The organism is Streptomyces sp. NPDC001135 (genome assembly GCF_053598395.1).
Genome location: NZ_JBSFKD010000021.1, coordinates 75258 through 93613 on the forward strand (window position 1 = coordinate 75258; position 18356 = coordinate 93613).

18 protein-coding genes are annotated in these 18356 nt (G+C 71.7%); 8 read left to right on the forward strand and 10 right to left on the reverse strand.

The genetic code is table 11. The features are described from left to right. Positions 1 to 97 precede the first annotated feature (97 nt). Positions 98 to 1036: a macro domain-containing protein gene (locus ACWC94_RS24675; protein ID WP_450799082.1), complete on the forward strand. Its 939-nt coding sequence runs from the start codon at positions 98 to 100 to the stop codon at positions 1034 to 1036. Between the two features lie 75 nt (positions 1037 to 1111). Here the strand turns inward: ACWC94_RS24675 and ACWC94_RS24680 are convergent, their stop codons facing one another. From ACWC94_RS24680 to ACWC94_RS24690, 3 genes are read right to left on the reverse strand one after another with little or no spacing between them, the layout of a single operon-like run. Beyond that, positions 1112 to 1888, reverse strand: a complete 777-nt coding sequence (locus tag ACWC94_RS24680; RefSeq protein ID WP_450799084.1) for a TIR domain-containing protein — start codon at positions 1886 to 1888, stop codon at positions 1112 to 1114. Beyond that, entirely contained in the window at positions 1885 to 3474 is a 1590-nt protein-coding gene (locus ACWC94_RS24685) for a hypothetical protein (RefSeq protein WP_450799085.1), read from the reverse strand. Before ACWC94_RS24685 ends, ACWC94_RS24680 begins: the two co-directional genes overlap by 4 nt. Before the next feature lie 20 nt (positions 3475 to 3494). Then, positions 3495 to 4163 (reverse strand): hypothetical protein, encoded by a 669-nt coding sequence (locus ACWC94_RS24690; RefSeq protein ID WP_450799087.1) that lies wholly within the window; start codon positions 4161 to 4163, stop codon positions 3495 to 3497. A gap of 506 nt (positions 4164 to 4669) precedes the next feature. Here ACWC94_RS24690 and ACWC94_RS24695 point away from each other — a divergent pair. Then, on the forward strand, positions 4670 to 4936 hold the full coding sequence (locus ACWC94_RS24695) for a hypothetical protein (RefSeq protein ID WP_450799088.1): 267 nt from the start codon (positions 4670 to 4672) through the stop codon (positions 4934 to 4936). Between the two features lie 52 nt (positions 4937 to 4988). Here the strand turns inward: ACWC94_RS24695 and ACWC94_RS24700 are convergent, their stop codons facing one another. Next, positions 4989 to 6107 (reverse strand): hypothetical protein, encoded by a 1119-nt coding sequence (locus tag ACWC94_RS24700; RefSeq protein ID WP_450799089.1) that lies wholly within the window; start codon positions 6105 to 6107, stop codon positions 4989 to 4991. Positions 6108 to 6323: 216 nt separating this feature from the next. Here ACWC94_RS24700 and ACWC94_RS24705 point away from each other — a divergent pair, with 216 nt between their 5' ends. Continuing rightward, positions 6324 to 7478 carry a cystathionine gamma-synthase gene (locus ACWC94_RS24705; RefSeq protein WP_450799090.1) on the forward strand — a complete coding sequence of 385 codons (1155 nt, stop codon included), beginning with the start codon at positions 6324 to 6326 and terminating at the stop codon, positions 7476 to 7478. 162 nt (positions 7479 to 7640) lie between these two features. Here the strand turns inward: ACWC94_RS24705 and ACWC94_RS24710 are convergent, their stop codons facing one another. The 3 genes from ACWC94_RS24710 to ACWC94_RS24720 form a co-directional block, all read right to left on the reverse strand. Then, positions 7641 to 7889 (reverse strand): hypothetical protein, encoded by a 249-nt coding sequence (locus ACWC94_RS24710; protein WP_450799091.1) that lies wholly within the window; start codon positions 7887 to 7889, stop codon positions 7641 to 7643. Between the two features lie 187 nt (positions 7890 to 8076). Further along, positions 8077 to 8577 carry a sigma factor-like helix-turn-helix DNA-binding protein gene (locus tag ACWC94_RS24715; protein WP_450799092.1) on the reverse strand — a complete coding sequence of 167 codons (501 nt, stop codon included), beginning with the start codon at positions 8575 to 8577 and terminating at the stop codon, positions 8077 to 8079. A 143-nt stretch (positions 8578 to 8720) separates the two neighbouring features. Beyond that, positions 8721 to 9227 (reverse strand): MarR family winged helix-turn-helix transcriptional regulator, encoded by a 507-nt coding sequence (locus ACWC94_RS24720; protein ID WP_450799181.1) that lies wholly within the window; start codon positions 9225 to 9227, stop codon positions 8721 to 8723. Between the two features lie 162 nt (positions 9228 to 9389). Between ACWC94_RS24720 and ilvA the strand changes: the two genes are divergently transcribed. From ilvA to ACWC94_RS24735, 3 genes are all read left to right on the forward strand, one after another. Continuing rightward, the gene (ilvA, locus tag ACWC94_RS24725; RefSeq protein WP_450799093.1) at positions 9390 to 10619 is read left to right on the forward strand and encodes a threonine ammonia-lyase; all 1230 of its coding nucleotides are present in this window, start codon (positions 9390 to 9392) and stop codon (positions 10617 to 10619) included. Between the two features lie 229 nt (positions 10620 to 10848). Then, a complete protein-coding gene (locus ACWC94_RS24730) occupies positions 10849 to 11847 on the forward strand; it encodes an ATP-binding cassette domain-containing protein (RefSeq protein ID WP_450799094.1) in 999 nt (332 codons plus the stop codon). Continuing rightward, a complete protein-coding gene (locus ACWC94_RS24735) occupies positions 11844 to 12701 on the forward strand; it encodes an ABC transporter permease (RefSeq protein WP_450799095.1) in 858 nt (285 codons plus the stop codon). Before ACWC94_RS24730 ends, ACWC94_RS24735 begins: the two co-directional genes overlap by 4 nt. An 81-nt stretch (positions 12702 to 12782) precedes the next feature. On the opposite strand, the gene greA is transcribed toward ACWC94_RS24735, so the two are convergent. Both greA and ACWC94_RS24745 read right to left on the reverse strand, forming a co-directional pair. Beyond that, on the reverse strand, positions 12783 to 13283 hold the full coding sequence (greA, locus tag ACWC94_RS24740) for a transcription elongation factor GreA (RefSeq protein WP_450799096.1): 501 nt from the start codon (positions 13281 to 13283) through the stop codon (positions 12783 to 12785). 188 nt (positions 13284 to 13471) lie between these two features. Continuing rightward, positions 13472 to 13870 (reverse strand): DUF4307 domain-containing protein, encoded by a 399-nt coding sequence (locus ACWC94_RS24745; RefSeq protein ID WP_450799097.1) that lies wholly within the window; start codon positions 13868 to 13870, stop codon positions 13472 to 13474. Positions 13871 to 13984: 114 nt separating this feature from the next. On the opposite strand from ACWC94_RS24745, the gene mca reads away from it, so the two are divergent. Then, positions 13985 to 14866, forward strand: a complete 882-nt coding sequence (gene mca, locus ACWC94_RS24750) for a mycothiol conjugate amidase Mca (RefSeq protein ID WP_450799098.1) — start codon at positions 13985 to 13987, stop codon at positions 14864 to 14866. Beyond that, positions 14859 to 15104 carry a hypothetical protein gene (locus tag ACWC94_RS24755; protein ID WP_450799099.1) on the forward strand — a complete coding sequence of 82 codons (246 nt, stop codon included), beginning with the start codon at positions 14859 to 14861 and terminating at the stop codon, positions 15102 to 15104. Before mca ends, ACWC94_RS24755 begins: the two co-directional genes overlap by 8 nt. Before the next feature lie 9 nt (positions 15105 to 15113). Here the strand turns inward: ACWC94_RS24755 and ACWC94_RS24760 are convergent, their stop codons facing one another. Further along, positions 15114 to 18317 (reverse strand): tetratricopeptide repeat protein, encoded by a 3204-nt coding sequence (locus ACWC94_RS24760; protein WP_450799100.1) that lies wholly within the window; start codon positions 18315 to 18317, stop codon positions 15114 to 15116. Positions 18318 to 18356: the final 39 nt, after the last annotated feature.

The following is an 18356-nucleotide window of genomic DNA, read 5'->3' on the forward strand; positions in this document are numbered from 1 at the left end:
ACGGACGGTGTGCGGCTCTGCACGCGCCTCGCCCCCTCAGCCGCATGACGGCCCGTCAACAGGGCTTTCAGCCTACCAAGATGACTCGGAGTGACGCATGCGATCGACCGTCCCGGACCCGTCGTCGTCCCGCCCCGCGCGATCGCCGCTGCGCCCCGCGCGATCCCGGCTGCCGCGCTCCTGGCGCGGGTGGCGGGTGTTCCTGGGCAACGTGCTGGCGGCCTTCGGCGGGGTGTCGGCCGTCGTGCAGTTCGCCGGCCAGCTGTTCCCGCGCGTCGTGTCCCGGCCCGGTCCGGTGCTGGCCGGCTCCGTGGCCCTGTGCCTGCTGTGGGGACTGGCCCGGGCGCGCCCGCAGGCCGGCGTACGGCAGGAGTTCACCCGTCCGCACATGACCGTGGTGGTCGAGGAGGGCGACCTCTTCGAGCAGCCCGGCCATCTGGTGGTGGGGTTCTCCGACACCTTCGACACCCTGGTGGACGACGGTGTCGTCATCAATGACGACAGCGCCCAGGGACAGCTGCTCGCCCGCCGTTACGCGGGGGACGTTCAGCGGCTGGACGCGGAGCTGGCCGCAGCGCTGGACGGGGTGGCTCCGGTGGCGCGGGAGAGCGTGCGGGACAAGCCGCGCGGCAAGCGCACCCGGTACCCGGTCGGGACCGTCGCCGTCCTCGGCGGTCGCCCGCAGCTGGTCTTCGCCGTCGCCTACAGCCGGATGGGCAACGACTGCGTCGCCTCCTGCGGGGTGCAGGAGCTGTGGCTCGGCCTGGACCGGCTGTGGGACGCCGTCCACCAGCACGGCCAGCTGGAACGCGTCACCATGCCGCTGACCGGTGCGGGGCTCGCCCGGCTGCACGACCTCGACGAGGACAGCCTGCTGCGGCTGATACTGCTGTCGTTCGTGGTCCACTCGTGGGAGCGGCCGGTCTGCCGCGAACTGCACGTGGTGATCCGCCCCGGCGAACTGAGGCGGATCGACCTGCCGGAGACCGGCGCGTTCCTGGCCGGCCTGGCGGCGGGCGCCCGGCGCCATGTCTGACACCGGGCGCCCGCGGGGGCGGTACGGGCCCTCCCCCGGAGCGCGGCCGAACGGCCGCTGGGCCCGTACCGTGGCTCAGCGGGCCGGCGGCAGCTGCCGCCCCGTCCGTCCGTACGCCGACAGATGGCTGTACGGCCAGGTCTGGCGCCATTCGGAGCCGGTGTCGTCGACCGTGCAGCCGGCGATCCGCAACCGCTGCACGATCTTGCTCAGGGCGGCCTCCGAGCCGTCGAACCGGATGACGTTCCGGCCGGCGATGTCGGCGATCGTGCGCAGCTCACCGACCTCCACCATCAGCGTCCGCTCCGGGTAGGCCATCAGGACCATGCCCAGTTCGATCAGCACGTTCGGCCGGGGCTGCCCGGTCGGCTCGGTCTCGTACGGCGGTTCGTTCGCACCCCGCAGCTCCGGGTGCAGCTGGACGACGTCGTCCGGGGTGAGCAGCACGAGGGCCGCCTGTGCCTGCTCGGGGGCCTTCGCGACGACCTCACCGAGGAAGGGTGCCGTCTTGCCGGTGGCCCTGACCAGGTCCTCCCATTCCAGCGGACGCAGATCGAGCTTGCGCAGCAGGCCGAACATCTTGGTCCGGACCTCCTCGTCCCGTCCGTGGACGACGAAGACGTTGCGGCTGCGGTCCCCGGAGGGGCCGGGACGGTCCTGGGCGGGCCCGAGGCGGTCGTCGTCCCTGCGGGCCTGCTGTGTGCCGCCGTAGAAGTTCTGCGTGCCCGAGTTGGTGCTGTTGCCGTTGCCGGTGACGAAGCTGTTGCCGCTGCCGAAGGTGTTTCCGCTTCCGTAGTGGCTGCTGTTGCCGGAGCCCGAGCCGGTGCCCGGGCCCGTGGAGCTGTCCGTCATACCGATCCCGTCCCCCGGCCGCCGTCGGAGGCGCCGTAGTGATTCTGCGTGCCCGAGTTGGTGGTGTTGTTGTCGCCGTTCACGAAGTTGTTGTTGCTCCCGTAGTCGTTGAGGATGTTCGTCTGGCGGGCCTCGTGCTCCGCCAGGTCCACGTTGTGCTCCTGCAGGAACTCCCGGATGAACTGCAGGAGTTGACGCTCGACGATCTGGGTGTACTTGATCGTGTCCGTCTCCTGGAAGAAGACGTGGAAGCCGTCGCTGGTCGCCATCTCCCGGATGCTGGTGAGCGCCCCGCGGTTCACCAGGGTGTCCGCGTAGCGGCCGAGTCCGAACTCACTGGTGTCGGCCGGCTGCGGCAGCAGGACGGTGTTCCTGGCCCACGGCAGCAGGCCGGACAGCGCCGAGCGGGCGCGGGAGAGGACGGGCCGCAGCGCCGCCTCGGGCGTGGCCCGCAGGGTGTGCCAGCCGACCTTGAGCAGGGTCCCGGCGTCCAGCGCCGCGGGGAGCCGGTCCACGAGGTGGAAACTGGCCTGGATCGGCCCCAGCACATACGAGTAGAACTCGGTGTGCAGGGTGTTCCCCTTGAGGTCGAAGCCCACGAACGCCGTGGTGACCAGCTCCTGGTTCCACGAGCCCACCCGGACGCACAGGTACGCGCGCCCCGAGCCGTAGGTGTCCTGCCAGTGCCCGTCGGTCTGCTCCGGGATCGCCGCCCACGCGCCGGGGAGGGTGGTCACGGCCGTGGTGAACGTGCTCCGCTCCACGGCGAGCCCCTCGATCCGCGCCAACCGGCTCGCGTGGTCGCGCAGTCCGGACGTCATACGGGCGGAGACATAGGCGGAGAGGTCCTCGACGGTGAAGGGGATGATGTCCTTCCGCTTCGGCTCCTCGCCCGTCGCGTGGCCGTTCACGCCGGGCGCCTTGGGCAGGCCCGCTTCGCGCCGGCCGTCGAACACGGTGACGGGTGCGCCGATCAGCAGCTCGGCCGTGGACCAGCGCCGCACCTGCTGGCCCGCGCCGACGAACGGCTTGTAGCCGCCGTAGCAGATCAGACTGCCGTCCGAGGTCTGCTCCCGGTTGATCTTGGCGACGAGTTCACCCGTCAGCTGCGGATGTCTGGGATAGGAGCCGTCGAACCCGCTCGTCCGGCGCGCCCCACCGGTGCGGATCCCCAGCCGGGAGGTCAGCAGCTGGAGGGTGACGACGCGCCGCAGAAACGCGGTGACCCACAGCAGCCACGCCGTCGCCAGCAGCCCGGTGAACCCGTTCAGGACACCGGCGGCCATGAGGACGTACGTGACGAACAGGCCCGCGAGGAGGACGGCCAGCCGGGCCCGGTGCAGCCGGCGCGCCGCCAGGGCGTGCGCGAGCACGGGAACCGCGTCGTACCCGTACGAGGGCGCCACCACCCGGAACCGGTGGGTCAGCAGCTCGCGGATGACGGTGGCGCGGTACACCGGATCCAGATACGTGCCCGCGCACAGCAGCCGGGTGGCATCGCTGGTGGCGTCCGCGGACGGGCGGGACGGGACCGGCCCGCCGGACCCCGGCGGCGGGGCGGGAACGGAAAGGAATGCACTCGCCATGGCTGTGTTCTCCGCTCTCTTCAGCCGGCCGAGGTCATCGAGGCGTGGGTGATGACCCCGTCGACCACGGTGTACCGACCCGTGTACGACTTCTGTGTGCCGTCGGTCTGCTGGGCGTTCAGGTCCACCGAGACCGTGTCGCCGTCGACGGACTCGACGGTGACGTCGTCGTGCTGGGTGGTGTCGAAGCCCGCGACGAAGGAGTCGTAGTCCCTGTCGAGGTTCTTGCCGCCCAGCGCCCAGGCGGTCTTGAAGTCGCGGCGGTTGATGGCGTCGAAGAAGTCGTTGACGGTCTTGCCGGGACCGGTGCTGCTGTCCGGGCTGTCAGTGCCGTCCGTTCCGACGGTGCCGTCCGTGCCGTTGCCCTCTGTGCTCTGCGTGCTCTCGCTGTCCAGCGGGGTCGGGGACAGGTCCGTGCCGTCGTTGCCGCCGAGGGGCGTCGACGGGTCCGTTCCGTACGCCGTGGGGGTGTCCGGTGCCGGCGGGTCCGTCGGCGGCGGTGCGTAGTTGTAGCCGCCCTGGCCGTCCACCGGGGTGGCCCCGGATGCGTTTCCGCCACCCGGGGCCACCAGCGGCAGGACCGCCATCAGCAGGATCATCAGAAGGGGGACACCGGCGATGACGAGCGCGTACGTCCGTTCCTGACCCGCGGTGGGTATCAGACTCGGCGGCTCGTAGGTGTGGTTCATGGGCCCTCGCAACTCCCGGCGGACAGCCGGGATCTGGCTCGTTCCAACGGCGTGGCGAGAGTCACCTTGCCCGACATCCGGCGGGTGGGAGCCGGTTTCGCGCTTCCGATACGCTTCCGATCCGGGCCCGGCGAGCGGGCTGCCCCAGCCGGCCCCGGCCACCTGTCTGCCCCATGATCAGCCTTCTGTCGGTCCCCACCCGGACGCCGTCCCTCCGGAACGCCCGCGCGGCACAACGAGGATGCGACGGGCAGCACCTGGCCGCTACAACCGCCTGTATGACGGTCTTCTTCTGCGCGAGGTGCGGGGTCCCACTCACTTCGGACTTGGTGGGGCTGCCCTCCGTGCCGGAGGTCTCGGATCGTGGCGCCGACCGGGACAGGGAGACACGCCTGGCTCCCTCCCCTGTGCCGCGAGGGCACTATGCGATCGACCCCGAGCCGTGGGGCGCGCCGTTCGTCCCTCCGACCGGCGAACCTCGGCAGCACCATGCGCGTCAGCTGCTCATGCCGCCCGAACTGACCGACTGGACCCCGGCCGGACCGAGGAACACCGTCATCGTGCATCCCGACGATGTGCCGGGCCTGCGGCTGCTGGACCGGGCCGGCCCGCACCGGGGCTGCTGCGGCCCGCTCGGCACCGGCGGCCGCAACATGACCTGTGGATGCGGCGCCCTCGTCGCCACCCTCGCCGCCGACTGCATGGGCCCGCACGAGCTGCACCTCGATCCGGTGCGGGTGTACCCGTTCGACGCGAAGGGACCGGAGGGATGAGGGGGCGTTCCTCGGCGGCGCCGGGCACGCGAGGCGGCGGTCGGGGGGCTGTTCAGCCGGGGAGAGTGGCCGGGCTGCCGCCGTTGGCCTCGTAACCGGCCACCGCCAGGGCGCGGTAGACGGCGAACTCGGCGGCCGGGTCGGCGGACAGCGTCCAGGGCAGCGCGCCGATGTGCCCGTCGACGTGTATCAGCTGGTGCATGGCCTCCTGCCAGCGCTCGGCGCGGACCAGGAAGAAGACCAGCAGATGGCGGACGTGCGCGAGCATCGGGTCGTCGGGGCGGGCCGAGTGCACCGCGTGCAGGGCGCCGTGCATCGCCCTGGTGACGACCTCGCTCTGGTAGAAGCCCGCCACGAGGTTCACCTCGGGGAGGTGCTCGAAGACCGCGAACAGGGGCAGAGCGGCGAGCAGCGAACCCTGCGGGGCGCGGGCCGCGGCCGCCTCGGCGAAGGAGTACGCCTGCTCGCGCGAGCCGTGCCACTTCTCGCACCAGTAGTGCAACGCGGCCAGATGCGCGCCCATGTGATGCGGGGCGCGGTCGAGGATCTTCAGCCACAGCTGGTCGAACTCGGCCTGCGGGTAGGCGAGTCCGCGGGCGATGGACAGCTCGATGATGTACGGCACCGGGTCGCCGGGGGCGAGCAGGGCCGCCTGCCCGCACGCGTCCCGGGCCTCCTCCATGATGATCCGGAAGTCGTCCGTGCCCGGCGTCGACGTCCGCCAGGCCTGCTGCACCAGGAACTCCGCGTAGACGGCGGCGCCGCCCGCGTCCTTGGGCTGCTCGACCCGCCACACCCGCAGCCACTGGCCGCCCGGCGTCTCGTGCACCCCGCCGGGGCGCTGCTGCAGCTCCAGCGCGGCGGCGCCCGCGAAGGCCTGCACCCGCTGCCAGCGCTGCTCCTCCTCGGACCCGGTGCCGGCCAGCAACTGGGAGGCCGCACGATAGTCCTGCGTGCGCTGCACCAACTCCAGGACGTCCAGCAGGTCCTGGTCCGGCCCGGGCATGCGCACGTCCAGCTCCTCCTGGCGCACGAAGCCGTAGGCCGCCGGGTCGGCGGCGTCCGGGTGCCCCGGGGGCACCTGCTCGATCACCCCGCGCCTGCGCCGCATGAACGGGAGCAGCACGAAGCTCAGCATGAGCAGCGCCATCAGCAGCCAGAGAATCGACATGCCTCAAGCGAACCAGACGCCGCCGACAATTGGCCAACCCCACCCCCGAGCTGTGGAAAACTCCGGTCCCGTCCATGACAGGACCCTCCGGACGGGCCTGTGACGGGTCACTCCGGTCCGTCTGTTGTCGGGTCGACGCGGGGAAATCCCTCGGTTCGGCGGTGCGTGCGCTCCGCGGGCGTCAGCATCCGGCCGAGCGCACTACGCTCGGTGGACATGAGCGACAGGCATATCAGTGAGCACTTCGAGACCCTCGCGATCCACGCGGGCAACACCGCGGATCCCCTCACCGGCGCGGTGGTCCCGCCCATCTACCAGGTCTCGACCTACAAGCAGGACGGTGTCGGCGGGCTGCGGGGCGGCTACGAGTACAGCCGCAGCGCCAACCCCACCCGTACCGCCCTTGAGGAGAACCTCGCCGCGCTGGAGGGCGGCCGTCGCGGCCTCGCCTTCGCGTCGGGCCTGGCGGCCGAGGACACCCTGCTGCGCACGCTGCTCACCCCCGGTGACCACGTGGTGATCCCGAACGACGCCTACGGCGGCACGTTCCGGCTCTTCGCCAAGGTCGCCACGCGCTGGGGTGTGGAGTGGTCCGTCGCCGACACCAGCGACCCGGCCGCCGTGCGGGCCGCGATCACCCCGAAGACCAAGGCCGTCTGGGTGGAGACCCCCTCCAACCCGCTGCTCGGCATCACCGACATCGCCGCCCTCGCTCAGGTCGCGCACGACGCCGGTGCGAAGCTCGTCGTCGACAACACCTTTGCCACGCCCTACCTCCAGCAGCCGCTGTCGCTCGGCGCCGACGTCGTCGTCCACTCCCTCACCAAGTACATGGGCGGTCACTCGGACGTGGTCGGTGGCGCGCTGATCGTCTCCGACCAGGGCCTCGGCGAGGAGCTGGCCTACCACCAGAACGCGATGGGCGCCGTCGCCGGCCCCTTCGACTCCTGGCTGGTGCTGCGCGGCACCAAGACCCTCGCGGTGCGGATGGACCGGCACAGCGAGAACGCCACGAAGATCGCCGACATGCTGACCCGGCACGCGCGCGTGACCAGCGTGCTCTACCCGGGCCTGCCCGAGCACCCCGGCCACGAGGTCGCCGCGAAGCAGATGCGGGCGTTCGGCGGCATGGTGTCCTTCCGTGTCGAGGGCGGCGAGGAGGCCGCGGTCGAGGTGTGCAACCGGGCCAAGGTGTTCACCCTCGGCGAGTCGCTCGGCGGCGTCGAGTCCCTGATCGAGCACCCCGGCCGGATGACGCACGCCTCCGCGGCGGGTTCCGCACTGGAGGTCCCCGCCGACCTGGTGCGTCTGTCCGTGGGCATCGAAAACGTCGACGACCTGGTGGCCGATCTGCAGCAGGCCCTGGGCTAGGGGGTTTCGTCTGGATCAGCCCGGGTCCGCGACGCCCGGCACGGCACCTCGCCGCGTTGCCGGACCACCCGAGTACGCCCAGTACGCCCAGTACGCGAGTGCCCGTGGTCGTACGGCCACGGGCCCAGGGTCTGCGGCGAGTGCTGCCGTCGTACGGTCGGCTCACCAGCCCGTGATCGGCGGAGTCGTCTGCGAGGGCGGCTCCGTCCACGGGTGCACACGGGCCGCCCACACGCTGAACGCGACGACCGCGGCACACGCCAGCAGCCACAGCACCCGGCGGACGATCAGCCTGCGCCGTAGCAGGCGCTCGCCACGGTGTACCGCGTCCGCGCACAGATCCGGCGGCACCGGCACCGGAACCTGCTCCATGATCCGCCGCGCGGCGGCCTCCCGCTCGGCCCGGTTCACCACACCCTCCCCTCGCGCGGCACCGAGGTCACCGGGCCGTGCCGGCCGCCCGCGCGCGGAGGGACGGTCGTGCCTGCCGAGGTGTTCCGCCGCCACCGGTTGCCTCCGGCGCTGTCGCGTCCCCGAGCGCGGACCCGGCCGCTGCCCACCACCCCCGCGCTCGCCCCGCTCCCTTTCCCGCAGCTCCTCATGACGGCACCACCTTTCGGTCCGTACGAGGGCCCGGAGGGCGGGACGGATGGAGCAGGGTGGCGGTCGCGCGGTCGCAGATGGTGTGGATGCGTTCCTTGGGGAGCCCCAGGAGGGCCGCTGCCTGTTCCTCGGCGACGCCTTCGTAGAGGCGCAGTACGAGGATCAGCCGCTCCTGCGGGGTGAGTGCGGCGAGCGGGCCGCGCGGATCGGGGCGGGCGCGGCCGAGGGTGCCGTACCGGTGCCAGGTCGCGCGCGCGAACCGGGTGGCGAGGTACTGGCGGGCGCAGTCGTACGGGTCCTCACCGTGCAGCCGGTCCCAGCGCGCGTAGGTGTGGGCGAGCGTCAGCGCCAGAAGGCGCCGTGCGCGCGGGTTGGCGTGCGGCGCCTCCGCCGTGAGCAGGGTGGCGGCATGCAGCAGACGCCCGGCCGCGCCCGCGACGAACGCCTCGAACTCCCGGGCCCGGCGGACCCCTCGGGACACCTGCCGATCACGCACCGCGCCTCCCCCCAGAGGGGCCCCGATGCCCGGTACGGGACAGGTGAACCGCGTACGACACAGGACCCGGTCTCATATGAGGCCAGCGGCGGCCCGGGGTCAAGACTCCGGCACCCACCGGTGCCGGTGGGGGCCCACAGCCGTCAGGACGCCGGCGACTGTTCCACCGGCGCGGCTCCCTGGACCGTCATCCGCGTGGAGAGCGCGGTGTTGAAGCGGGTCAGGAGCGTGCAGAACTGCTCGCGTTCCTCCGGTGCCCAGTCGTGTGTCAGCTCTGCCATCAGCTGCCGTCTGGAGGAGCGCACCTCCTCGAGCCGGGCGACCCCGCGCGGGGACAGCTGGAGCACCACCGCACGCCCGTCCTCCGGGTGCGAGGTGCGCTTGACGAGCCCGGTGTCGACCAGCGGAGCCACCTGCCGGGTGACGGTGGAGGAGTCGATGCCCATGCTCGCGGCGAGCGCCTTGACGCCCATCGGGCCTTCCTTGTCGAGGCGGCTGAGCAGCAGATACGCCGCCCGGTCCATGGAGTTGCGCACCTGCCCGACACCGCCGAGCCGCGTCTGTTCGGCACGGCGGGCGAACACCGCCACCTGGTGCTGGAGGGTGTCGAGGAGACCGGTGTCACCGACGGTCGTCATGTCCATCGACATTTCAGGTGTTGTGGGCATGGCCGGAGGCTCGCTTCATGAAGGGCTGCTGGGTTGGGGGACAGGGTACGCGGCCCGGCGCCGGGCCGTACCGGCCCTGTGCAAACCGGTCTCGGAGCTTGGTCACCCGAGTCGTGTACGAGCGCGAACTGCGATGCTGGAGTCATGAGCTACCGCACGGCTGACACCTTGCGTTCCGTCACCCTCGACGATGTGCGCGGCGCCCAGAAGATGCTCTCGGGTGTAGCACGCGCGACCGCGTTGGAGGGCAGCCGGCACCTGTCCCAGCTGGTCGGGTCGCCGGTGCACCTGAAGTGCGAGAACCTCCAGCGCACCGGCTCGTTCAAGCTGCGCGGGGCCTATGTGCGGATCGCCGGGCTGCTGCCGGAGGAGCGGGCGGCCGGTGTGGTGGCCGCGAGCGCCGGGAACCACGCGCAGGGTGTGGCGCTGGCCTCCGCTCTGCTCGGTGTGCACTCCACGGTGTTCATGCCGAGGGGCGCCCCGCTGCCGAAGGTCAGCGCGACCCGGGACTACGGCGCCGAGGTGCGTCTGCACGGCCAGGTGGTCGACGAGACGCTGGCCGCCGCCGAGGAGTACGCGGCCGAGACGGGCGCGGTGTTCATCCACCCCTTCGACCACCCGGACATCATCGCGGGGCAGGGCACGGTCGGCCTGGAGATCCTGGAGCAGTGCCCGGAGGTGCGCACCATCGTCGTCGGGGTCGGCGGCGGCGGACTCGCGGCCGGGATCGCGGTCGCGGTGAAGGCGATACGGCCGGACGTCAGGATCGTCGGTGTGCAGGCGGAGGGCGCGGCGGCCTATCCGCCCTCGCTGGCCGCCGGGCACCCGGTGTCGGTGCGGAACCCGGCGACGATGGCCGACGGCATCAAGGTGGGGCGGCCGGGCCTGGTGCCCTTCGGGATCATCGCGGACCTGGTCGACGAGGTGCGCACGGTCAGCGAGGACCAGTTGTCGGCCGCGCTGCTGCTGTGCCTGGAGCGGGCCAAGCTGGTCGTGGAGCCGGCCGGGGCGAGCCCGGTCGCGGCGCTGCTGGCCGCACCGGACGCCTTCGAGGGCCCGGTCGTCGCGGTGCTCTCCGGCGGCAACGTGGACCCGGTGCTGATGCAGCGCGTGCTGCGCCACGGCATGGCCGCGCAGGGCCGCTACCTGGCCGTCCGGCTCCGGCTGACCGACCGGCCGGGCGCCCTCGCCACGCTCCTCGGAGTGCTGTCGGCGGTCGACGCCAACGTCCTCGACGTGAGTCACGTGCGCACCGACCCCCGGCTCGGGCTCACCGAGGCGGACGTCGAGCTGCACCTGGAGACGAAGGGGCCGGCGCACTGCGCCGAGGTCGGCCGAGCCCTGCGGGACGCCGGTTACACGGTCATCGGCTGACGCCAAGCACCACGCGCCACCCGTCCGGGTGAAGAGCGTTGTACAACGCGATACATCGCGTTATGGTGTGGCTGTGGTCGCGGACCGCCCTGCCGCACTGGGAAAAGGGCAGGCGCAACCGGCCGATGAAACCTAGCCTTTGCGAACATTCCCGCTGCGACCCGATGCGAACAGCTTTGACCCGCTGCGAAGAATCCCGCCCGAAATCCCCGACGACGTGGAGACAGACATGCCAGGCGCCATCCATGCCGAAGGCCTGGTCAAGACCTTCGGCGACGTAAAGGCTCTCGACGGCGTAGACCTGGACGTGCCCGAGGGCACCGTCCTCGGCCTCCTCGGACCGAACGGCGCCGGCAAGACGACGACCGTCCGTTGCCTGACGACCCTGCTGCGCCCCGACAGCGGCAAGGCGGTCGTCGCGGGCGTGGACGTGCTGAAGCACCCTGACGCCGTGCGCCGCTCCATAGGCCTGTCCGGCCAGTTCGCGGCGGTGGACGAATACCTGACCGGCCGTGAGAACCTGCAGATGGTCGGGCAGCTGTACCAGATGAGGGCCAAGGCGGCCAAGCAGCGCGCATCCGAGCTCCTGGAGCAGTTCAACCTCGCGGACGCCGCCGACCGCCCCGCCAAGACCTACTCCGGAGGCATGCGCCGTCGGCTCGACCTCGCCGCGGCCCTCGTGGTCTCGCCGCCGGTGATGTTCATGGACGAGCCGACCACCGGCCTCGACCCGCGCAACCGCCAGCAGCTGTGGGAGGTCATCAAACAGCTCGTCTCCGGCGGTACGACCCTGCTGCTCACCACGCAGTATCTGGAGGAGGCCGACCACCTCGCCCACGACATCGCGGTGGTCGACCAGGGCCGCGTCATCGCCCAGGGCACCTCCGACCAGCTCAAGGCCCAAACGGGCGGCGAGCGCGTCGAGGTCGTGGTGCACGAGCGCGACCACATCGCCGGCGCCGCCGCTCTCCTGGACAGGTACAGCCTGCGCGGCGTCGGCAAGGGCGACGTCACGGTCGAGGAACACACCCGCAAGCTCACGGTCCCCGTCACCGGCGGCGCGAAGCTGCTCGCCGAGATCATCCGCGAGCTGGACACCCGCGGGATCGAGATAGACGACATCGGGCTGCGCCGCCCCACCCTCGACGACGTCTTCCTGTCGCTGACAGGACACGTGGCCGAGACAGCCGACCAGGACGAGGCGAACGGCAAGGAGGCCGTGAAATGAGTGCCGTCAGGGAAACCGTGCGCATCGCGGCGCCGGGCAATCCGCTCACCCGGTCCGTCCGGGACTCGCTGATCGTCGGCAAGCGCAACCTGATCCGGATGTCCCGCATCCCGGAGATGGTCATCTTCGGGCTGATCCAGCCGATCATGTTCGTGGTGCTGTTCACCTACGTCTTCGGCGGCTCGATGAAGATCGACGGCAGCACCAGCGCCGAGGGGTACAAGAACTTCCTCATGGCCGGCATCTTCGCGCAGACCGTCACCTTCGCCACCGCCAGCTCCGGCGCGGGCATCGCCGACGACATGCACAAGGGCCTCATCGACCGCTTCCGCTCGCTGCCCATGGCGCGCGGCGCGGTACTCACCGGCCGCACGCTGGCCGACCTGGTCCAGACGGCGTTGACCCTGCTCGTCCTGGCCGTGGTCGCACTGCTGGTCGGCTGGCGGGTCGGAACGTTCCACGACACCAACGCCGGCAAGGTCCTCGCGGCCTTCGGCCTGCTGCTTCTGCTCGGCTACGCCTTCACCTGGATCGGCGCGCTGATCGGCCTGAGCGTGCGCACCCCGGAGGCGGCCACGTCCGGCGGCCTGATCTGGCTCTTCCCGGTGACCTTCCTGTCCAACGCGTTCGTCGACATCAGCAACATGACCCCGTGGCTGCGGCACATCGCGGAGTGGAACCCGTTCAGCGCCACCGTGCAGGCGGCCCGGGTCCTGATGGGCAGCCCCGGCCAGTCGACCTCAGGGGCCTGGCCCATGCAGCACTCGGTCCTGGCCTCGCTGCTCTACTCCGTCCTGATCACCGCGATATTCCGTACCCTCGCGGTCCGCAAGTACCGCTCGGCCACCGCCTGACGGCGGCGGGCAAGGCGAAGCCCCCGGCGTCCGGCGGAATCCGGCGGACACCGGGGGCTCGAGGTCCTGTCGGGAGGCGGATCAGCCCGAGTACGGCTCGGCCTTCAGGATCTTCACCGAGGCCTTCTTGCCGTTCGGCAGCTCGTACTCCGCGTCCTCGCCGACCTTGTGGCCGATGACGCCGGTGCCGAGCGGGGACTGCGGCGAGTACGTCTCGATGTCGGCGCTCGCGTACTCGCGGGAGGCGAGCAGGAACGTCAGCGTGTCGTCCTCGTCACCGTCGAAGGCGATCGTGACGACCATACCGGGCGCGACGGCACCGTCGGCGGAGACCGGAGCCTCGCCCACCTTGGCGTTCTCGAGAAGCTGGGTCAGCTGCCGCACGCGCAGCTCCTGCTTGCCCTGCTCCTCCTTGGCCGCGTGGTACCCGCCGTTCTCGCGCAGGTCGCCCTCCTCGCGCGCGGCCGCGATCTTGGCGGCGATCTCCGTGCGCGCAGGACCAGTAAGGTACTCAAGCTCGACCTTGAGCTTGTTGTACGCCTCCTGGGTCAGCCAGGTGACGTTCTCGCTGGTCTGGGTCACAGGGTGCTCCTCGTCGGTACTGGGAATACAAAGCATCGCCCTACCCAGAAGCATGTTCCCTCTTGGATGGGCGAAACCACGAGCCTAACAATTCAGGGGCGGAAGGGGGAGGACATAAGCCATCAGAATTGCATCAACGCAGGTCAGCGCGCACGTATTCCGGTGACGACGGGGGTGTCCGGCGGCCCTCAGCCGGTGTGACAGCCGAGCAGCTCGGCCGTCGTGCCCTTCGCCGTCGTACGCAGTGTGACGACCCGGTCGATACGCGTGGCCGAACCGGTGAAGCGGAAGTCGGCCCGGCCCACCTCGGCGCCGTCCGCCGACTGGGAGCGCAGGGTGCAGTAGCCCGAGGTACCGGAGTCCTTGTGGACCTCCAGATGCACCTTGACCGCGTTGTCCGTGGCGTCGAAGGCGATCACCTGGGCGCTGATCCCGGCCTGGACGACGTAGTGGTAGGCGAAGTAACCGACCAGTGCGAGCAGCACCGCGCCGAGCGCCGCACCGGCGACCTTGAGCTTGTGGTCGGCACGCTCGTCCGAGGAACGGCCGTAGCGGCCCTCGGGCAGCCGTGCGCTCGCCGTACTCATGATCGTCCTCTCGGCAGGAACCGAACCCGGAATTATTCGCCCCCCGATTCGGTCACTATAGAAGCCTGCGATCGCGCCGAAGACACGGGGCGCCGAGTTACCGAGGATTGAGTCTTGACTGACCAGTTGCGACTGATGGCCGTTCACGCGCACCCCGACGACGAGTCGAGCAAGGGCGCGGCCACCATGGCGAAGTACGTGTCCGAGGGGGTGGACGTGCTGGTGGTGACCTGCACCGGCGGAGAGCGCGGGTCCATCCTCAATCCCAAACTGCAGGGCGACGCGTACATCGAGGAGCACATCCACGAGGTACGCAAGAAGGAGATGGACGAGGCCCGGGAGATCCTCGGGGTGGCGCAGGAGTGGCTCGGCTTCGTCGACTCGGGCCTGCCCGAGGGCGACCCGCTGCCGCCGCTGCCCGAGGGCTGCTTCGCCCTGGAGGACGTCGACAAGGCGGCCGGCGAGCTGGTGCGCAAGATCCGCTCCTTCCGTCCGCAGGTGATCACCACCTACGACGAGAACGGCGGGTACCCGCACCCCGACCACATCATGACCCACAAGATCTCCATGGTGGCGTTCGAGGGCGCGGCGGACACCGAGAAGTACCCGGAGGCCGAGTTCGGCCCCGCCTACCAGCCGCTGAAGCTGTACTACAACCAGGGCTTCAACCGCCCCCGCACCGAGGCCCTGCACAACGCCCTGCTCGAGCGCGGCATGGAGTCGCCGTACGGGGAGTGGCTCAAGCGCTGGCAGGAGTTCGAGCGCACCGAGCGCACCCTGACCACGCACATTCCGTGCGCGGACTTCTTCGAGATCCGCGACAAGGCGCTGATCGCGCACGCCACGCAGATCGACCCCGACGGCGGTTGGTTCAAGGTGCCGATGGAGCTGCAGAAGGAGGTCTGGCCGACGGAGGAGTACGAGCTGGCGAAGTCTCTCGTCGACACCTCCCTCCCCGAGGACGACCTCTTCGCGGGCATCCGCGACAATGCCTGACATGAGTGCAAGCGTGAGCCTGGCAGTGACGCACCTCGTCCCCCTCGCCAAGGAGGTCGACCAGAACAAGGTCACCCCCGGTGTCCTCGGCTTCGTCGTCTTCGCGGTGATGGCCCTGGCGGTGTGGGGCCTGATGAAGTCGATGAGCAAGCACATGCGGAAGGTCGACTTCAAGGAAGCCCCGGAGCCCGAGGAGAAGCAGGCCGAGAAGGCCGACTCCACGGCCCGCCGGGGCTGACCCCGAGCGTCAGCGCCACGCCGGTACCGCCACCCCCATCACCTCCCGGGCGTGGCGGTCCGGAGTCATGCGCAGGCGCCAGGCCTGCCAGCCGTCCTCCAGGCTGACGCCGCGTTCCAGCAGCAGGGCGTACGCCGAGACGTAGTCGGCGAGTTTCTCGTCCCGCAGGGCGTGGTCGGCGCGGGCCAGCTGGGCCAGCTCCTCCTGGGCGACCGCCGTGCCCACCTCCACCCCGCCCGGTGCCGCGTAGGGCAGCAGGGTGCAGCGCAGGAAGCGGGCCCAGTCCTCGCCGCGCCGGTCGCCGTAGGAGGCGAACAGGTCCAGTGCCTCGTCGCACAGGGCCAGCGCCGCCTGGGTACGGGCGTTGCCCGCGTCGACCACCACCAGCTCCAGGCAGGTCCATGCCTCGCCGTGCGCGACACCGATGCGCTGGAAGTCGGTGCGGGCGTCGACGAGGAGCTGCCGGGCGAAGCCGGAGTTGCGCAGCGAGCCGGTCTGCGCGGCCCGCTGGTCGCGGGTGACCCGGGCCGAGTGGTGCCGGGCGCAGGCGAGGCCGTAGACGTCCCGCATCCGCGAGAACATCGTCCGGGAGCGCTCCAGGTCACGGACCGCGGGATCCAGCTCGCCGGTCTCCTCCAGCGCCTGGCCCAGGTAGTAGAGCGTCCATGCCTCGCCGCGCGCGTCCTCGTTCTCCCGGTGCCGGGCGGCGGCCTGCCTGAGGCCCTCCACGGCCGGCGAGGCGTCGCCGTCGACCAGACGGGCCCGGGCCAGCTGGGTCAGCGCCCAGGCCTCGCCGCGTGCGTCGTGCGTCCGGCCGTACCGCTCCAGGGCGGCCCGCAGCTCGGTCTCCGCGCGCGGCGCGTCCCCCAGCCGCAGGGCCAGCTGCCCGAGCTGGAAGTGCGCCCAGGCCTCGCCGTGCAGCGAACCGCCCTCGCGGTGCAGGACCAGGGAGCGGGTGAGCAGCTCCAGCGCCTCGGCCAGCCGGGCCCGGTCGCGCTGGACGGCGGCCAGGGCGTGCATCGTCCAGGCCCGGTCCGTCGCCAGCTCCGGTGCCGCCTGCAGGTCCAGTGCCTCCTGCAGCCTGGCGGCGGCCTCGGTGAGGTTGCCCTGGTGGTGCAGCGTGATCCCGAGGGAGCACAGGGCGCGGGCCGCACCGGCGTCGTGGTGCGCCTCCCGGTACAGGTCCACCACCGAGGTCAGCGTGGTGCGCGCCTTGTCCAGCTCGCCCAGCTGCCGGGCCGCGATACCGGTACGCCACTGCACCGACCGCACCAGCAGCCCCTGGTCCACGGCCTGCGTCAGCTCACTGATCTCGCCGAGCCGGTACAGGTCGCCGCGCAGCAGGCAGTAGTCGCACAGCGCGCCCAGAAGGTTCAGCACCGCCGACTGGTCCACGCCCTCCGCGTGCCGCAGGGCCGCGGTGATGAAGCTGGACTCGTCGTCCAGCCAGCGCAGCGCCTCGTCCAGCGAGGTGAAGCCGTGCGGGCCGAACTGGTGCGCGCGCGTCGACATGTTCCCGTCGACCAGACGCAGCACCGAGTCGGCCAGCTCGGCGTAGTTCACGATCAGCCGTTCCTGCGCCGCCGTGCGCTCGGCCGGGTCCTCCTCGTCCAGCAGCCGGGCCTGGGCGAAGGCGCGCACCAGGTCGTGCAGCCGGTAGCGGCTGCCGCGCACATGGTCGATGAGGCCGGCCGCGGCGAGCGCGGCGAGGTGGCGCGTGGCCTCCGACTCGTCCGTGGCGAGCAGGGCGGCGGCCGCCGCGGCGCCCAGCGAGGCCCGGCCCGCGAGCGCGAGCCTGCGCAGCAGCCGGCGCGCCGGCTCGGGCTGGTCGGTGTAGCGCAGCCACAGGGCCCGCTCCACCGGTTCCACCGGGCCGTACGCGCCCAGGTCCGCGGCCAGCTGCCGGGGCGAGCGCGGGCCGAGCGCGGAGCCCGCGACCCTGAGCGCCAGCGGCAGCCCGGCGCACAGCGCCTGGATCCGCTCGGCGGACTCGGCGTCGTACGGACCCGACGCGTCCTCGGCCGCCGCGCCGAGCAGTTCCTCGGCACCGGCCGCGTCCAGCGCCTGGACCGGCAGGTGGTGCACCCAGGCCGGCAGGTCGGCCGGGAGTTCGAGGGCGGTACGGGCGGTGACCAGGACCAGACTGTCGGAGCGCTCGGGCACCAGCGCCCGCACCTGCTCCGGGTCCGAGGCGTCGTCCAGCACGATCGTCACCGGCAGCCCGGCCAGGTGCTGGTGGTACAGCTCGCCGAGCCGCTTGACCTGCTGGTCGGGGGAGGAGCGCTCCCGGAAGAGCAACTGCTCGCGGGGTGCGCCGAGCCGGTTGAGCAGATGCAGCAGGGCGTCCCGGGTCGCGAGCGGTGCCTCCTCGCGCGTGCCGCCGCGCAGGTCCACGACCACCGCGCCGCGGAAGTGGTCCCGCAGATCGTGCGCCGCGCGCACCGCGAGCGTGGTCCGGCCGGAGCCGGGCTCGCCGTGCAGCACGACAACGGTCGGCCGCGTCTCCGTGGCCGCTCTGGCCGCCTGCGCCCACTGCCGGATCCGCGCCAGCTCCGCCCGGCGCCCCGCGAACGGACCGTCCGGGTCGGGGAGTTGACCGAAGGACTGCTCCAGTACCGTGCGCCGGCGGGCCGCGGCGCTCTTGTCCGCGCCGCGCAGCGCGGGGCCGCCGGTCTTCTTCGGGCCCGTGGAGGCACTGATCACCCGCTGCTGGTCGAGGAACGGGCGGATGCCGCGCACCTCCAGCGCGGTCAGCCACTGCAGCCGCAGCTGCTCGGGTCCCCCCGGCTGTCCGGCGGCGCCCGCGCGGTGGTGCGCGGCGGGCACATGGGCCCCGGCCGCCTTCACCACGGAGGCGGCGGCCCCGACCACGCCCGCGGTGACGCCCGCGCCGACGGCCGTAGCGGTGCCGGTGCCGAGCGACAGGTCGGCCACGGTGGCGGCCACCGCGGCAACGGCCGCCACCAGTAAGGCGGTTCCGGCGCCCTGGCGGGCGTACCGCTGCCCGAAGGTCAGCCGGCCCGCCTCGGCCTCGTCCAGCGCACGGGTGTAGACCTCGTACTCCTCGCCGGCCGCCCCCGCCATCGCGTCCAGCGCACCGCGCGCCCGGGACAGCAGCACCTGCCCGTCGATCCGCCCGCCCGAGCGCCGGACCTCCTCCTCGACCGCCCGCACCAGCAGCCGCTCGGCCTCCGCCCGATGCCCGTCCCGCATGTCCCGTCCCCCTTTGGCCGCACCGTCCTTGCGTATGAG

Bases quoted from the DNA above. Each gene is read 5' to 3' on its own strand.
- ACWC94_RS24720 (WP_450799181.1), bottom strand. From the start codon at position 9,227: ATGTCGATGGACATGACGACCGTCGGTGACACCGGTCTCCTCGACACC.
- ACWC94_RS24680 (WP_450799084.1), bottom strand. From the start codon at position 1,888: ATGACGGACAGCTCCACGGGCCCGGGCACCGGCTCGGGCTCCGGCAAC.
- ACWC94_RS24745 (WP_450799097.1), bottom strand. From the start codon at position 13,870: ATGAGTACGGCGAGCGCACGGCTGCCCGAGGGCCGCTACGGCCGTTCC.
- ilvA (WP_450799093.1), top strand. From the start codon at position 9,390: ATGAGCTACCGCACGGCTGACACCTTGCGTTCCGTCACCCTCGACGAT.
- ACWC94_RS24685 (WP_450799085.1), bottom strand. From the start codon at position 3,474: ATGGCGAGTGCATTCCTTTCCGTTCCCGCCCCGCCGCCGGGGTCCGGC.
- ACWC94_RS24735 (WP_450799095.1), top strand. From the start codon at position 11,844: ATGAGTGCCGTCAGGGAAACCGTGCGCATCGCGGCGCCGGGCAATCCG.
- ACWC94_RS24690 (WP_450799087.1), bottom strand. From the start codon at position 4,163: ATGAACCACACCTACGAGCCGCCGAGTCTGATACCCACCGCGGGTCAG.
- ACWC94_RS24705 (WP_450799090.1), top strand. From the start codon at position 6,324: ATGAGCGACAGGCATATCAGTGAGCACTTCGAGACCCTCGCGATCCAC.
- ACWC94_RS24730 (WP_450799094.1), top strand. From the start codon at position 10,849: ATGCCAGGCGCCATCCATGCCGAAGGCCTGGTCAAGACCTTCGGCGAC.
- ACWC94_RS24695 (WP_450799088.1), top strand. From the start codon at position 4,670: ATGCCGCCCGAACTGACCGACTGGACCCCGGCCGGACCGAGGAACACC.
- ACWC94_RS24700 (WP_450799089.1), bottom strand. From the start codon at position 6,107: ATGTCGATTCTCTGGCTGCTGATGGCGCTGCTCATGCTGAGCTTCGTG.
- ACWC94_RS24755 (WP_450799099.1), top strand. From the start codon at position 14,859: ATGCCTGACATGAGTGCAAGCGTGAGCCTGGCAGTGACGCACCTCGTC.
- ACWC94_RS24675 (WP_450799082.1), top strand. From the start codon at position 98: ATGCGATCGACCGTCCCGGACCCGTCGTCGTCCCGCCCCGCGCGATCG.
- ACWC94_RS24760 (WP_450799100.1), bottom strand. From the start codon at position 18,317: ATGCGGGACGGGCATCGGGCGGAGGCCGAGCGGCTGCTGGTGCGGGCG.